This window comes from Zhihengliuella sp. (assembly GCF_031178195.1).
Lineage (GTDB): Bacteria > Actinomycetota > Actinomycetes > Actinomycetales > Micrococcaceae > Zhihengliuella.
In genome coordinates this window covers 69,060-82,163 of the sequence record NZ_JAPSJL010000005.1, presented here as the reverse complement: position 1 = coordinate 82,163, position 13,104 = coordinate 69,060, and the positions used below count along the sequence as shown (strand labels likewise).

Genomic DNA, 13,104 nt, shown 5'->3' with positions numbered 1-13,104 from the left:
TAGCAACTTCTTGACAGGGCCGCCAAAAATTGGGCACCATATTTTTGGCCGACCAATCAAGAACAGTCGCGATCCGCGACGGGACAGGAGCCCTGCCATGCGACGACTCTTCCTGCACACCAACGTCTCTCTCGACGGCTTCATCAACGACGACTCAGGTGCGATCGACTGGGCCTTCTCCGATGCCGAGTTCGAGCGGCACCTCGATGAGCTCCTGCAGTCCATCGACGGCATGGTCTTCGGGCGCGTCGCCCACGACGAGCTCGCCGCGTACTGGCCCACGGCCGGCGACGAGGTCACAGCCGTCCAGCGCGAGCGCATGCACGCGCTGCCGAAGTACGTCCTCAGCAGCACGCTGGAGCATTCGGACTGGCACAGGGCAGTTCCGCTCGGGCCCGATGCCATCGAACGCCTCCGGAGCCTCAAGCAGGAGGATGGGCGCGACATCGCCGTGTTCGCCGGCGGCAGCGCCGCGACCTCCCTGCTCGAGTCGGACCTGCTCGACGAACTCCGGCTCGTGCTCAATCCGGTCCTTCTCGGCAAAGGCACCCGGCTGTTCCAAGGCGGCCAGCCCCGTAGTCGATGGGAACACAAGGGCACAAAGACCTTCGCGTCCGGAGCCGTGCTCCTCACCTACAGTCGCCGATGAACAACGCCCACAGCCCCAGGCATCGGCAAGCCCTGATTCCGATCGTGTGGATCCTCGGGACCTCAGGAGTGGGGAAGTCCACCCTCGGGCACCGTCTCTTGACCGAGCTGGAGCGCGCTGGCGTGCAGGCCGCGTTCGCCGACGCCGACCAGCTCCGCCTGGCAAGTGCGATCGACGCCTCGGAGGAGGACCTGATAGCTGCGTCGCTTCCCGACCTGGCCCGCAGTTTCCAGCGCAAGGGTGCACGCTGCCTGATCGTGGCCGGCCTCGCCGACAGTGATGGGCAGCTTCGCTCGCTTCTGCCCAGATGGCCGCGGGACCGGATCCTCGCGGTCCACCTCGACGCAGATGAGGAATCGATCCGTCGCCGCGTCCTGGAGCGTGGCTGGCTGACCGAGCTCGCGGACGAGTCCGCTGCGTACGCGCGGCGGATCGAAGCGGGCTTCGCGGATCTGCGGATGGACACAAGTGCGCAGACGCCTGAAGCTTTGGCGCAGGCGGTGAGCCACGTCGTCCTCGACTGGCTCCGTCGAGCCGACGACCAGACAGAAGCGACGATCGATGAAGCGGTCAGACCGAATGCGCACAGGCTGATTACCATCACGGGTCCCGGAGGAGTCGGCGTCTCGACGACGGGCTACCAGGTCTTCGCCCATCTCGCGCGCTCGGGACAGCCCGTTGGATATGTCGATGCCACCCAGCTCGGGCACCTTGGCTCTCGGTCGCGAGCCGCTGACCTGGCTCCGATGCGCGCGGCGAACGCGAGGTCGGTGGCCCGCCGTCTCGCTGAAGCCGGGGCGAGCACGCTCGTGGTCAGCGGCGACGCTTCGAGCATCAACCTCATCGAACACGGCGGCGAAGTCGAAGCACATGACTTCTGGCTCGTCGCGTCGGCAGATGCACTTGCCGAGCGGATCGCGGCCAGTGCCCGCGGTGACGGTCCACCTGTCCAGGGCAATCACCGGCTCGGGCTGGAAGGAGACGAGCTCGCCGCCTCGATCGAGGCGGCAGTCATCGAGGCGCAGGATCCCTCGCCGCGCAATGGTCGTCGAGTGATCGACACCAGCGACGCTTCGCCGCAGGCAGTCGCAGAGGAGATCGTCGCTCATATCCAGCCAGGCTCCGTCGGTGGCCCCGTGGACTCCCCGTAGGAGGTCGGTAGTCGCCCGTGCTCGCCTCAGATCGTCGTGAAGGCCTGGCAGCTGCGCGGATGGCGATCCTGCGCCCCTGGCCGGAGGGGCACTGGAAGTCGCACAGGGAGTCGGTCGATGGCGCTAGGGCAGCCATGTCTCGCCCACAGCACTGCTCTCGAGAGCCCGGAAGTAGTCGAGCATCCCTGGTATCCCGGGGTGTGCATTGTCTGCGCGGTGCACAAGGGAGTAGGGATAGATCGGAGTCGGGTCCCGAAGCGGGATCCGGCGAAGGTCGAAATGCGCCGGCCAGAGGTAGCGGTCGCGGTCGCCCACGAACGTCATCAGGGTCCTGGAATCGGCGATCTCCTCGAGCAGAGCCTCGTCGCCGAAGTGCGGGCCGATGCCGTCGATGCTGAGGTCGAAGTCGGCGGCGAGCCTTTCGTAGTAGTGAGCCCATTCGGTTCCCGGCAAGATCCCCGGGATCCAGATGCGATGGGTCCGCAGGTCATGGGGCGTCAGATGCTTGGCGGCGGCAAGCGGATGGTGAGGGCCGACGAGCACCTCCATCCGTGATTCGAAGACCCGGGGCACAGCGATGTCCGCCCACTGGTCGGGTGCGTCGTGCAGGATCGCACGAAAAGACGCATCGATGGTGCCTGCGCGGATCGCCTCGATCGCGTCGGTGACGCTCGCGGTGCCAAGCGTCACGACGTCGAGGAGCACGTGAGGGCTGCTCTGGTGGTACTCGCGCATCAACACGGAGGGTGCAATCCGTCGGTGGAGGACATCGACCCGCAGCGCTCTGCGTCCGGGATGGACTGAATCGACGGCGCGGTCCGCGACCTGCACCAGCTCCCGAGCGTGAGGCAGGAACGCCTGCCCGTCGACGCTGAGGTGCGCGCCTCGCGGCGTGCGGGCGAAGATGCGCACGCCGAGCTCCGACTCGAGCCTGGAGATGCGCTTGGAGACTGCCTGCTGAGTAACGCCCAGCTCTGTCGCCGCCTCCTGGAACTGCCCGAGCTCCGCTACGGCAAGGAACGTCCTCACGGTATCAACATCCATGCCACCAATACTACGCCGTACAACGCACGGTTGTGGCACGCCGGGCCTAGGGTTGTTGGACCCCTGCCTACTCCTCCTGCTGAACTCGAGCAGTCAACCGATTGTTGTTTGGGAGGGTGCAGATGCCAGCTGAAGCGTTCGTCCATCTCCACGTGCACAGCGAGTACTCGATGCTGGACGGAGCCGCCCACATCGGTCCGCTGGTGGATGAGGCTGCGCGTCAGGGCATGCCTGCCGTCGCCGTGACCGACCATGGGAACGTCTTCGGCGCTTTCGACTTCTGGAGGACCGCGAGGGACGCCGGAATCAAGCCGATCATCGGGACAGAGGCGTACCTGACGCCGGGCACTCATCGTACGGACCGTACTCGTGTGCGCTGGGGCGACGGTTCGCGGGATGACGTCTCGGGCGCGGGGGCCTACACGCATTTGACGATGCTCGCGGAGACCACCGAGGGTATGCACAACCTCTTCCGGCTCTCGTCGCTGGCCTCGATGGAAGGGCAGTACTTCAAGCCGAGGATGGACCGCGAGCTGCTGAGCACGTACGGCACGGGCCTCATCGCGACGACAGGCTGCCCGAGCAGCGAGGTCCAGACGCGACTCCGCCTCGGCCAGTACGACGAGGCCCGGCAGGCAGCGGCGGACTTCCGCGACATCTTCGGAGCGGAGAACTACTTCTGCGAGCTCATGGACCATGGCTTGGGCATCGAAAAGCGCGTCATGGGTGATCTCATCAGGCTTGCGAAGGATCTGAATCTGCCGCTGGTCGCGACCAACGACCTGCACTACGTCGCGGCAGAGGATGCCAAGAGTCACGCAGCCCTGCTGTGCGTGCAGTCGGGCTCGACCATGGACGACCCGAATCGCTTCAAGTTCGACGCCGACGAGTTCTACCTGAAATCCGCCGCTCAGATGCGTCACCTGTTCCGAGACTTCCCCGAGGCCTGTGACAACACATTGCTGATCGCTGAACGGTGCAACGTCGAGTTCGACACCTCGGCGAACTACATGCCGCGGTACCCCGTGCCCGACGGGGAGACCGAGGAGACCTGGCTGGTCAAGGAGATCGAGCGCGGACTGGCCATGCGCTACCCGGGCGGAATCAGCCAGGAAGTGCGTGAGCGCGCGGAGTACGAGACCGGGATCATCCTCCAGATGGGCTTCGCCGGCTACTTCCTCGTCGTCGCGGACTTCATCCAATGGGCAAAGAGTCAGGGCATCCGCGTCGGTCCAGGCCGAGGATCCGGAGCCGGGTCGATGGTCGCCTACGCGCTGACCATCACGGGGCTCGACCCGCTCGTCCACGATCTGATCTTCGAGCGATTCCTGAACCCTGACCGCGTGTCGATGCCCGACTTCGACGTCGACTTCGATGACCGGCGGCGGGGAGAGGTCATCCAGTACGTCACGGAGAAGTACGGCGACGACCGGGTCGCTCAGATCGTCACCTACGGCACGATCAAGGCCAAGCAGGCGCTGAAGGACTCCGCACGCGTCCTCGGATATCCCTTCAGCATGGGCGAGAAGATCACCAAGGCCATGCCTCCGACCGTCTCCGGCAAGGACATCCCTCTCGGCGGCATCTTCGACTCCGGCCACCCGCGGTACGCCGAGGCCCAGGACGTCCGCGCTCTGATCGAATCCGACCCCGAGGTCCGGACCGTGTACGACACGGCCACGGGGCTGGAAAACCTCAAGCGGCAGTGGGGAGTGCACGCAGCCGGGGTGATCATGTCCAGCGAGCCGCTCATCGACGTCATCCCGCTGATGAAGCGGGAGCAGGACGGGCAGATCATCACCCAGTTCGACTATCCGACATGTGAGGGCCTCGGCCTGATCAAGATGGACTTCCTCGGCCTGAGGAACCTCACCATCATCAGCGACGCGCTCGAGAACATCCGCACCAACCGCGGCGACGAGATCGACCTCGAGGAGCTGCCGCTCGACGACCCCGGCGTCTTCGAGCTCATGCGCCGCGGCGACACGTTGGGGGTCATCCAGTTCGACGGCGACGCCATGCGGTCCCTGCTGCGGCTCGCGCGCCCCGACCACTTCGAGGACATCACCGCCGTCGGTGCCCTGTACCGCCCCGGCCCGATGGGGGCCAATTCGCACATCAACTACGCGCTGCGCAAGACCGGGCAGCAGGAGATCGTCCCGATCCACCCCGAGCTCGCCGAGCCCCTGGCAGACGTCCTGGGCAAGACCTATGGCCTGATCGTCTACCAGGAGCAGGTCATGACCATCGCCCAGGTCCTCGCCGGCTTCACCCTCGGACAGGCAGACCTGCTGCGCCGCGCGATGGGCAAGAAGAAGAAGGCCGAGCTGGACAAGCAGTTCGAAGCGTTCTCCACAGGGATGCGCGCGAACGGTTATAGCGAAGACGCGATCACCACCCTGTGGGACATCCTCCTGCCGTTCTCCGACTACGCGTTCAACAAGGCTCACTCGGCCGCCTACGGCCTCCTCAGCTACTGGACGGCCTACCTCAAGGCGCACTACCCGGCCGAGTACATGGCGGCCCTGCTGACCAGCGTCGGCGAGAACCGCGAGAAGATGGCTCTCTACCTTGGGGAGACGCGCAGGATGGGCATCCGAGTCCTCCCACCCGACGTCAACGAGTCGATCCGGTACTTCGCCGCCGTCGGCGAGGACATCCGCTTCGGGCTGGAAGCGATCCGCAACGTGGGCGGCAACGTCGTCGAGCAGATCATCCGCACCCGAGAAGATCGTTCATTCGACGGGTTCCACGACTTCCTGCGCCGGGTTCCGCAGGAGGCGTCCAATAAGCGAACCGTCGAATCTCTGATCAAGGCGGGGGCGTTCGACGAGTATGGGCACTCTCGCCGTGCGCTGGTCAGCATCCACAAGGAAGCGGTCGACGCCGCCGCGTCGGTCAAACGTGAAGAATTGCGAGGACAGTTCGACCTGTTTGCGGGAGTCGACGACGAGGGCTTCGACGGCGTGAGGACCGAGATTCCTTCGCTTTCCGAGTGGGGGAGGCTCGAGAAGCTCGGCCACGAGCGCGACATGCTCGGGCTGTACGTCTCCGACCATCCGCTCACCGGTCTGGAGCAGCAGCTCTCGCAACGATCGACCCATGCCATCGAGCAGCTGCTGGGAGAGAAGCCGCCCAAGGACGGCCAGCGGATCACCGTGGCCGGACTGATCACCCAGGTCCAGCAACGCGTCGCCAAGTCCTCCGGAAACCCGTATGCGATCGTGCGTGTCGAAGACCTGAGCGCAGACGTCACCGTCATGGTGATGGGCAAGACCCATCAGCTGTGCTCGCCGGTTCTCGAACAGGACGCCGTCGTCGCCGTGACCGGACGGATCAGCGTGCGCGACGAGGGTCTCAGTCTCCATGCCGACGGCGTCGAACTGCTCGACGCCTTGGTCGATCGTCACGACAAGCCATTCACGATCCTTATCGCGGAGGAAGCTGCCACCGAACCGCGAGTCACCGAGCTCGGAGAGATCCTGTCACGACACCGGGGAGAGACGGCGACCCACTTGAAGATGCGCAAGCCGGGGAGCATCGTCCACTTCGAGCTTCCGAACCACCCGGTATCGGTGACGAACGACCTGCATGCGGAAGTCAAGGCACTCCTCGGCGCGAACTCGATCGAATAGACCCAGTTCTAAGCCTCGGGGATAACGCTCTCATGTCGATGGCTCAGGTCTCAGCAGTCAACCTCGCCGAAGAAGCTCTCAGCCCCGCCAGAGCTCGAGCGACTCCCAGTTCCGGGGCGCGCCCGTCGACTCGATCGTCAGGGCGTGCGAGACGGGGAAGTCGCGCAGCAGCGCGGCCATCTGCTCCGCCCAGTCGGTGCCGGGCTCGATGGACGGCAGGAGATGCGCGATGACGGCGAGGGCGTTGTAGGTGCCGAAGACCCCCTTCGCCGTCGCCTCGTCCCGCAGGTGGTCGAGGACGGGGATCTGCCCTGACTTCGGGCGCGCCGGCGCGTTCTGGAGCTTCCTGTTGAACAGCCGGGAGTGGTGCGCCGCGACGTTGCGGACGTAGTTCAGGCTCGCGAGCCAGCTGGTCATGATCTTCTTCGTCGGGACGCCGAACGCCAGGGCGATCTCCTCGGCGTCCTGCTGGTGCATGCCCCGGTAGAGGACGGACAGGTGGCCCAGCTCGAGGATCTCGGTCAGCGCCCAGACCGGCATCCGGTCGTCGTACTTCTGGCGGAAGTGCTCGACGAACTGCTCGTCGGAGCTGGCCTTCCTCTCGTTGACGCGCTGGAGCCACTGCACGTGCCTGCTCGGCGCGGGATCCCGGGCGTCGGTGCTCTCGGCGGTGAAGGCCTCGGTGAAGCAGGCCGGGTCCTCGTAGGCGAAGGGCGACCTCCTGCCGAGCACGTAGCCGATCCGCATGCGGACGGCGACCTCGATGCGCTCGACGCCGTCCATGACCAGCATGCGCAGCCGCCGATCGAAGTCGATGACGTCCTCGGCGTGCCGCAGCGTCGTGCCCGCCCGGTAGTCGCTGAGCACGCGGATCCGTGCGCGGCCCTCGTCATCGGCGTAGGGCTCGGATTCGCGGAACGGGTAGAGGTAGCCGGTGAGGCGGTAGTAGCCGACGGCCTGCAGGACCGTCGCGGCCCGGCCTCGATCCTTGATCTCGACCCCGTGCCCCGCCAGCCGATCGATCTGCTCGTCGACGGACAGCCACGGCTTCGCGTACTCCGCCATGGTCCTCCCTGGAAAAAGAAAATCAGCCCGCGCCTTGCGGCAACGGGCTGATCGTGATGACACGAGCATAGCACGAGGAGGCTCGTCGCCGCCCTCTCCGTGCTCAGCCCAGCAGCGCTGAACAGCTCAGCACAGGCTCGACCTTCACCGCGCCGTCGGCAGCGCCACGCCGAGGCGCACCCGGTAGGCCCTGAGCACCTTGCCCAGCGTCTTCAGGCCCTCGGGGTGGTCGACGCCGGTCTCCAGCTCCTTGAGCCGGATGGGACGGATCCCCGCGACCTCCGCCACCTGCTAAGGCCGCGCGGTTCTTGCCTTGCATGTCTCAGTGGGAGAGGCGCTGGGTCGTCGCTTCACGACCCCCCGGTGCAGCTGCCTGACCTTCTCTGCGTGTGCGCTGGCTATATCCGGATCGGCGTAGATGTGCACTGAGCTGATCAGGGTCCCGCGGAAGGCGAAGACGTTGCAGAAGCGGCCGGTGGAGACCTGCCCGTCAGGCCACGCCGTCCCGTCGGCGAGCGTTCCGCACTCGCGGCCTTCGACAGCGACCCGGTCGCCCGAGACCATGATGTCCAGACCCTCGATGTCATGCTCAATGCTGCCGAGGCCGATCCAAAGCCTGCGGGCGAACTCGCTCATGTCCTCCCTGCCGCGGCCGTGTCCGAACTTGGGGAAGAAGATCTCGACGTCGTCGGTGTCGAGGTCGAGCAGTCCGGGGTCACCGGCGTCGACCATCCGGAAGTACTTCCGGACGATCTCCACGCGTTGTGCTGCGAGGTCCTCGGAAACAGTTGTGGTCAAGCGTTGCACCTTTCTGTGTGTGGTTTTCGAATCGAGGAAGAGCAAGATGAACCGCCGGACCTCCGTCACACGCGGCCAGCGGTGGACGGCGCAGGGTCGCCTGGATCCAATGCTGACGCGTGATCCGCGGTCGACGGGCGCGGCGACCCGCGTCTCGAGCCAGTGTCGGCCCGGGTGGATGTGCTCGCGGTTGTCCAGGCCACCACGGCACCGGTGACCATGATGAGCGCAATTCCGGTCAGCGCCAGCGCGTTCAGCTGTTCGCCGAGAGCTACCCAGCCCACCAGAGATCCGACAGCGGGATCGATCGCGAACAGCGTTCCGATGACGCGGGCCGATGATAGCTTGGCAGCCAGAGTGTCGACGACATAGGGCAGCGCGACTCCGATGAGGCCGCTCAGCGCGAGCATCGACCACTGAGGTGCACTCACAGACGTGATCTGCGGAATTCCGAACGGGGCCGAGAGCACGGCAGCGAAGGCAACCGACAAGGCGAGGGTGGCGATCGAGTCGTCGTCGGCTTTCCCGACCTTTTCGGCGAAGACCGTATACAGCGCGAAGCAGAACCCAGCGCCTAGCCCGAAGAGGAATCCTGAGAGGTCGAAATAGCCGCCCGGTCCGGCGATCAGAACGACGCCGGCCAGCGCCGCGAGCGCCCATATCGCTTCTCGGATTCTCCGTGACAGCACGAGCGCGACGGCTGCGGGCCCCAGGAAGTCGAGGGTCACCGCGATACCGAGGGGCAGCCGCTCGATCGAGGCGTACAGCAGCATGTTCATAGCGGCCATAGCCGCACCGAATGCCGCAATGTTGAACCATTGGCGGACACTGATACCACGCACCCTGGGCCGCAGTACGAGCAGGAGTACGACTGCAGCAATGAGCAATCGAATCGAGCTCACGGCCGGCGATCCGAGATCGGAAAACATCGTCGACGAAATGGCCGACGAGGCCTGGATGCCCAGAGCTCCAACGAAGACGTACCCTGCGGCACGCAGTCCAGTTCTATTTGTCGACATGTTCATGCCGGTGCTCGCTGCCAACGATCGTGGCCTTTCTCTGCAGATCGGTGCTAGTCCGTCGCGACGGCGTCGACCAATTCCTTCTTCCGGGCTTCGGTCTGAGTCGACAGCACCATGGCTGCGAGCACGGCGAGCACCGCCCCGGTCCACATCGCGACGGCAGGATCGTCGCCGAACATGCTGATCGTCACGGCGCTGACGGCCGACCCGAGCGTTACGCCCGCAGAGATGACGGCGGTATGGATGGTGCTGACCATCGTCCCGGCCCCGCCGACCTCCGCGACGCGGGTCACCAGGGCGGGGTTCATCGTGACGCCGACGAAGCCGACGATGATGACCATCACCAGGACGATCGGCTGGACGTATCCGAACGCCGCGAGGGCGGCCAGCGCGACGAACAGCAGCGCGTGGCCGATCCGCAGCACGGCGACCGCGTGCTTGTCGGCGAACTTGCCGACGACCATGTTGCCGATGTATGAGCAGACGCCGTAGGCGAGCAGGATGATCGTCGTGGCGTTGGTGCTGAACCCGGCGCTGGTCTCCAGCAGCGGGGTGAAGTACGAGAACGATGCGTAGGCGGCACCGACGGTCAGGAGGCTGACGGCGTAGCGGGCCCACAGCTTCGGCATACGCAGGTTCTGCACGTCTTGGGCAGCCGCTTCCTGCGCCGGGGCGTCGCGCTTGGGCAGTACGGCGGCGCTGGCGAGGAATAGCAGGAACGTGAGCGCGCCGAGGACGTGGAAGCTGGCCTGCCAGCCCCAGCGGTCCGCGATGAAGTGCGACAGGGGCAGTCCGAGGATCGTGCCGACCATGATGCCGCCGAGCACGATCGAGATGGATTCGCCGATCTTCTGCGGGCTTGGTGCCAGCAGCGCGGCGTAAGTTACGGAAAGACCGAACGATGCTCCCGCGAGTGCGCCGGTGAGAATCCGGATTAGCGCGACCCACCAATACTCATCGATGAGCGGCACCAGCACTTGCATCACGGCGTATAGCGCGACGATCGTGAGAAGTGCGCTCTTGGGAGGACTATGGCGCAGGAAGTAGGCAAAAAGCGGTCCACCGATCGCCATGCCACCGGCGAACATCGAGACCAGCATGCCGACCTGGCTGGTGGACACGCCGAGGTCGGCGGACATCGCAGGCATCATGCCCGCGACCTGCAGTTCGCTCATGACCGTCACCATGATGGTGACCATGAGCAGGTAGAGGTGCTTCTTCATAGGACTTCTCTTTCTGGATTATGCAGTACAGAATTTGGTCAAAAAGTAGACCCGCACCAGCCGCGGTGCGGGCGTCGCGTCAGGCGCGCAGACCGTCGAGTGCGAGCGTCACCACTCGACGCAGCTCTTCGTGAGTCGAGCCGGCCTGAGCGAGGACCCGCAAACCCGAGATCAGCGCGACCATAGTGCGTGCGGTATCGGGCGCTGCGTTACCCGGCTTGAGCGAGCCGTCGAGCTGCCCCAGGCGGATGGTCTGCTCGATCAGGGAGAGTTGCCGTTCTAGCGCCCGGTCTAGCAGGTTCTTGACCTTCTCGTTCTTCGCGCTCAGGTCGGGCGCCATTCGAGCACTGACCACCATGCATCCTGCAGCGTGGCCATGAGCCGCTGCCTCGCGCTCCTCGTCAAGAATGAGATCCATCAGGCCCTGCAGGCGGGCAGCGCCATGCAAGTCTTCATCGGTCAGCACTGCCTCGTGGGCGCTGCCTGTCGTCGCGACATAGTGCTCCAGCGCCCGCACGAACAGCTCGTCCTTGGAGGCGAAGGTGTTGTACAGGCTGCTGCGGCGCACGCCGGCTGCTTCGCAGAGCTGCTCTGTCGAGGTCTCGGCGAAGCCGTGAACACGGAACTCGCGCGCCGCGGCGTCGAGAACTGCGGTCTCGTCGAAGGTGCGTGGTCTGGCCATGGAGTCACCGTACGTCATTATGTATTTGATTGTCCAATACTGTCGGATCGTCTCCGCCCGCGACTTGTCGTATCCCTGATCAGGGTTGCCCGCGCCGATGCCAAGAGCGCCAAAGTCCTGTCGTGTGCCCTGTGCTCTCGGCGGTAGGGGGTGGTCTAGTTGACAAGCCATTCGTTGAGTCGCGGGTCGAGGAGCGAGGCATACGCGTCAGGGAGGAGCGCGCCTGAGCTGAACGCCGCGACACGAGCTTCGACCGCGCGGATCTGTCGAGGGTCGCCGCGAGTGGAGAGGATCCGTCGGGTCATCTCCGGGAGCCGCACGGGTTCCGGGCCGGCGATCGAGACGACCTCTCGATTGGGCTTCAGTGCGGACCGGGCCAGGTAGCATCCGACGCTGGACACGGCCACTGGCTGGATCAGCCAGTCGGCGACCTCAAGATATCCTTCGTCGGCGGTAGTGACAGCTGCTGGGTTCATCGCGAACTCGAACCACTGCGCGGAGCGGACGATCACCGCCTCAAGCGGACTCGCGAGAGCGAGCCGCTCCTGCTCACGCTTCGCGCGGTAGTAGGGGAATTCGTCGAAGCCGGGATCATCCACGCCCAGGATAGAGAGCACGGCGACTCGCCGGACGCCGTGCTCGACAGCTGCTTCAACGAGCCGCTCTGCTGCCGTTACGGTCGCGACGTCGCGCGGCAGGTCTCCTCCGGTGACGTTCGTGGCGTCGATGACGACGTCGCAGCCGCGCATCCTCTCGAGCCCTGCTCCAGAGATCAGGTCCACGCCGTGCGAGCGGCTGAGCGGGACCACGTCAGCACGTTCGGATTCGAGCGCGGCGCACACCGCTGCGCCGGCGAGGCCGGTCGCCCCTGCGACGGCGACCCTCATGCCGCGACCTCCACCTCGGGCCGTGACCGGCATTCGTGGTCCTCCTGCTTGAGCGTGATCGCGAGAGTAGCGGCGACGATCACCGCAATGCCGATGAACTGTTCAGGCGCGGGCAGATCGCCGGTGAGGAGCACGTCGGTGAGCACGGCGACCGCGGGATTCACGAAGGACAGGGCCGCGAGCGTGACGGTTGATAGCCTCCGCGCCGCGGCGTAGAGGATCCAGTACAGGACGCCTGTATGGATGACGCCCATCGCGGCGATCCAGCCCCACCGGGAATCGCTCCACTCGAGCATCCCGGCGAAGGGGAGGAGCACCAGGGCTCCGAGTCCGCACTGCATCAAGGTCATCACCTGGGGATGGATGCCGTCGGTGTACTTCGCGAGTAATGTCGCGATGGCGTAGAGCAGGCCGGCCCCCAGGCCGGCCAGGGGGCCGATGAGCGATCCGCTGTCGAGGGCGAGGCCGTCGAACCGCACGAATCGCGTCGCCAGGAGGAGGCCGACGAACCCGGCCACCAGCCAGGCCACAGATCGCGCCGATGGCGCGCGCCGCGCGATCAGCGCGCCGATGGCGACGAGGAAGAACGGCTCCATGTGGTAGCTGACCGTGGCGATCGTGATCGTCGTCCGATCGAAGGCTGCGAACAGCAGCACCCAGTTCGCCACCAGAGCTGCGCCGCCGGAGAGCGTGAGCATGACCGCGCGGCGGGTGAACCTGCTGGACTGAAAGGCCCCGACCGCGACGGACATCACTGCAAGGGTGACGACGGCGAACACGCACCGCCAAGCTGCGATCGTCACCGGATCCGCGTCAGCGCCATGCGCGAACAGGCCGATGGTGCCCCAGCCGGCCATCGCGATCGTGAGGAGTACCGTGGCGCGTGCTCGCGCGGTTACAGGAGACGAGAGTGTTGCAAGCTGCATACGTACCATGTTGCGGACAGTG

Annotated in this window: 12 protein-coding genes; 3 read left to right on the top strand and 9 right to left on the bottom strand. The window is 65.6% G+C overall.

What is annotated here, in order from left to right; genetic code table 11:
* Nucleotides 1-97 precede the first annotated feature (97 nt).
* On the top strand, nucleotides 98-649 hold the full coding sequence (locus RIN46_RS08935) for a dihydrofolate reductase family protein (protein WP_309082209.1): 552 nt from the start codon (nucleotides 98-100) through the stop codon (nucleotides 647-649).
* Nucleotides 646-1,800 carry an AAA family ATPase gene (locus RIN46_RS08930; protein WP_309082210.1) on the top strand — a complete coding sequence of 385 codons (1,155 nt, stop codon included), beginning with the start codon at nucleotides 646-648 and terminating at the stop codon, nucleotides 1,798-1,800. The genes RIN46_RS08935 and RIN46_RS08930 overlap by 4 nt, the downstream gene beginning before the upstream one ends.
* Before the next feature lie 123 nt (nucleotides 1,801-1,923).
* Here RIN46_RS08930 and RIN46_RS08925 read toward each other — a convergent pair whose 3' ends face one another.
* Nucleotides 1,924-2,844 (bottom strand): LysR family transcriptional regulator, encoded by a 921-nt coding sequence (locus tag RIN46_RS08925; RefSeq protein ID WP_309082211.1) that lies wholly within the window; start codon nucleotides 2,842-2,844, stop codon nucleotides 1,924-1,926.
* Between the two features lie 122 nt (nucleotides 2,845-2,966).
* Here RIN46_RS08925 and dnaE point away from each other — a divergent pair, with 122 nt between their 5' ends.
* Nucleotides 2,967-6,479 carry a DNA polymerase III subunit alpha gene (dnaE, locus tag RIN46_RS08920; protein WP_309082212.1) on the top strand — a complete coding sequence of 1,171 codons (3,513 nt, stop codon included), beginning with the start codon at nucleotides 2,967-2,969 and terminating at the stop codon, nucleotides 6,477-6,479.
* Between the two features lie 78 nt (nucleotides 6,480-6,557).
* Here the strand turns inward: dnaE and RIN46_RS08915 are convergent, their stop codons facing one another.
* From RIN46_RS08915 to RIN46_RS08880, 8 genes are all read right to left on the bottom strand, one after another.
* The gene (locus RIN46_RS08915) at nucleotides 6,558-7,544 is read right to left on the bottom strand and encodes an Abi family protein (protein ID WP_309082213.1); all 987 of its coding nucleotides are present in this window, start codon (nucleotides 7,542-7,544) and stop codon (nucleotides 6,558-6,560) included.
* Nucleotides 7,545-7,688: 144 nt separating this feature from the next.
* Complete coding sequence (locus tag RIN46_RS08910; protein ID WP_309082214.1) at nucleotides 7,689-7,832, bottom strand: hypothetical protein; 144 nt, start codon at nucleotides 7,830-7,832, stop codon at nucleotides 7,689-7,691.
* Nucleotides 7,833-7,835: 3 nt separating this feature from the next.
* Entirely contained in the window at nucleotides 7,836-8,342 is a 507-nt protein-coding gene (locus tag RIN46_RS08905; RefSeq protein ID WP_309082215.1) for a nuclear transport factor 2 family protein, read from the bottom strand.
* A gap of 65 nt (nucleotides 8,343-8,407) precedes the next feature.
* Entirely contained in the window at nucleotides 8,408-9,385 is a 978-nt protein-coding gene (locus RIN46_RS08900) for an EamA family transporter (protein ID WP_309109452.1), read from the bottom strand.
* Between the two features lie 29 nt (nucleotides 9,386-9,414).
* A complete protein-coding gene (locus tag RIN46_RS08895) occupies nucleotides 9,415-10,551 on the bottom strand; it encodes an MFS transporter (RefSeq protein ID WP_309109458.1) in 1,137 nt (378 codons plus the stop codon).
* A 115-nt stretch (nucleotides 10,552-10,666) separates the two neighbouring features.
* A complete protein-coding gene (locus RIN46_RS08890; protein WP_309109451.1) occupies nucleotides 10,667-11,269 on the bottom strand; it encodes a TetR/AcrR family transcriptional regulator in 603 nt (200 codons plus the stop codon).
* A 155-nt stretch (nucleotides 11,270-11,424) separates the two neighbouring features.
* Complete coding sequence (locus RIN46_RS08885; RefSeq protein ID WP_309082304.1) at nucleotides 11,425-12,156, bottom strand: NAD(P)H-binding protein; 732 nt, start codon at nucleotides 12,154-12,156, stop codon at nucleotides 11,425-11,427.
* Nucleotides 12,153-13,082 (bottom strand): DMT family transporter, encoded by a 930-nt coding sequence (locus tag RIN46_RS08880; protein WP_309082305.1) that lies wholly within the window; start codon nucleotides 13,080-13,082, stop codon nucleotides 12,153-12,155. The genes RIN46_RS08885 and RIN46_RS08880 overlap by 4 nt, the downstream gene beginning before the upstream one ends.
* Nucleotides 13,083-13,104: the final 22 nt, after the last annotated feature.

What these genes read in the sequence shown, in the direction of transcription:
- RIN46_RS08935 (WP_309082209.1), top strand. Translation starts at nt 98, where the DNA reads ATGCGACGACTCTTCCTGCACACCAACGTCTCTCTCGACGGCTTCATC.
- RIN46_RS08930 (WP_309082210.1), top strand. Translation starts at nt 646, where the DNA reads ATGAACAACGCCCACAGCCCCAGGCATCGGCAAGCCCTGATTCCGATC.
- RIN46_RS08925 (WP_309082211.1), bottom strand. Translation starts at nt 2,844, where the DNA reads ATGGATGTTGATACCGTGAGGACGTTCCTTGCCGTAGCGGAGCTCGGG.
- dnaE (WP_309082212.1), top strand. Translation starts at nt 2,967, where the DNA reads ATGCCAGCTGAAGCGTTCGTCCATCTCCACGTGCACAGCGAGTACTCG.
- RIN46_RS08915 (WP_309082213.1), bottom strand. Translation starts at nt 7,544, where the DNA reads ATGGCGGAGTACGCGAAGCCGTGGCTGTCCGTCGACGAGCAGATCGAT.
- RIN46_RS08895 (WP_309109458.1), bottom strand. Translation starts at nt 10,551, where the DNA reads ATGGTGACGGTCATGAGCGAACTGCAGGTCGCGGGCATGATGCCTGCG.
- RIN46_RS08890 (WP_309109451.1), bottom strand. Translation starts at nt 11,269, where the DNA reads ATGGCCAGACCACGCACCTTCGACGAGACCGCAGTTCTCGACGCCGCG.
- RIN46_RS08885 (WP_309082304.1), bottom strand. Translation starts at nt 12,156, where the DNA reads ATGAGGGTCGCCGTCGCAGGGGCGACCGGCCTCGCCGGCGCAGCGGTG.
- RIN46_RS08880 (WP_309082305.1), bottom strand. Translation starts at nt 13,082, where the DNA reads ATGCAGCTTGCAACACTCTCGTCTCCTGTAACCGCGCGAGCACGCGCC.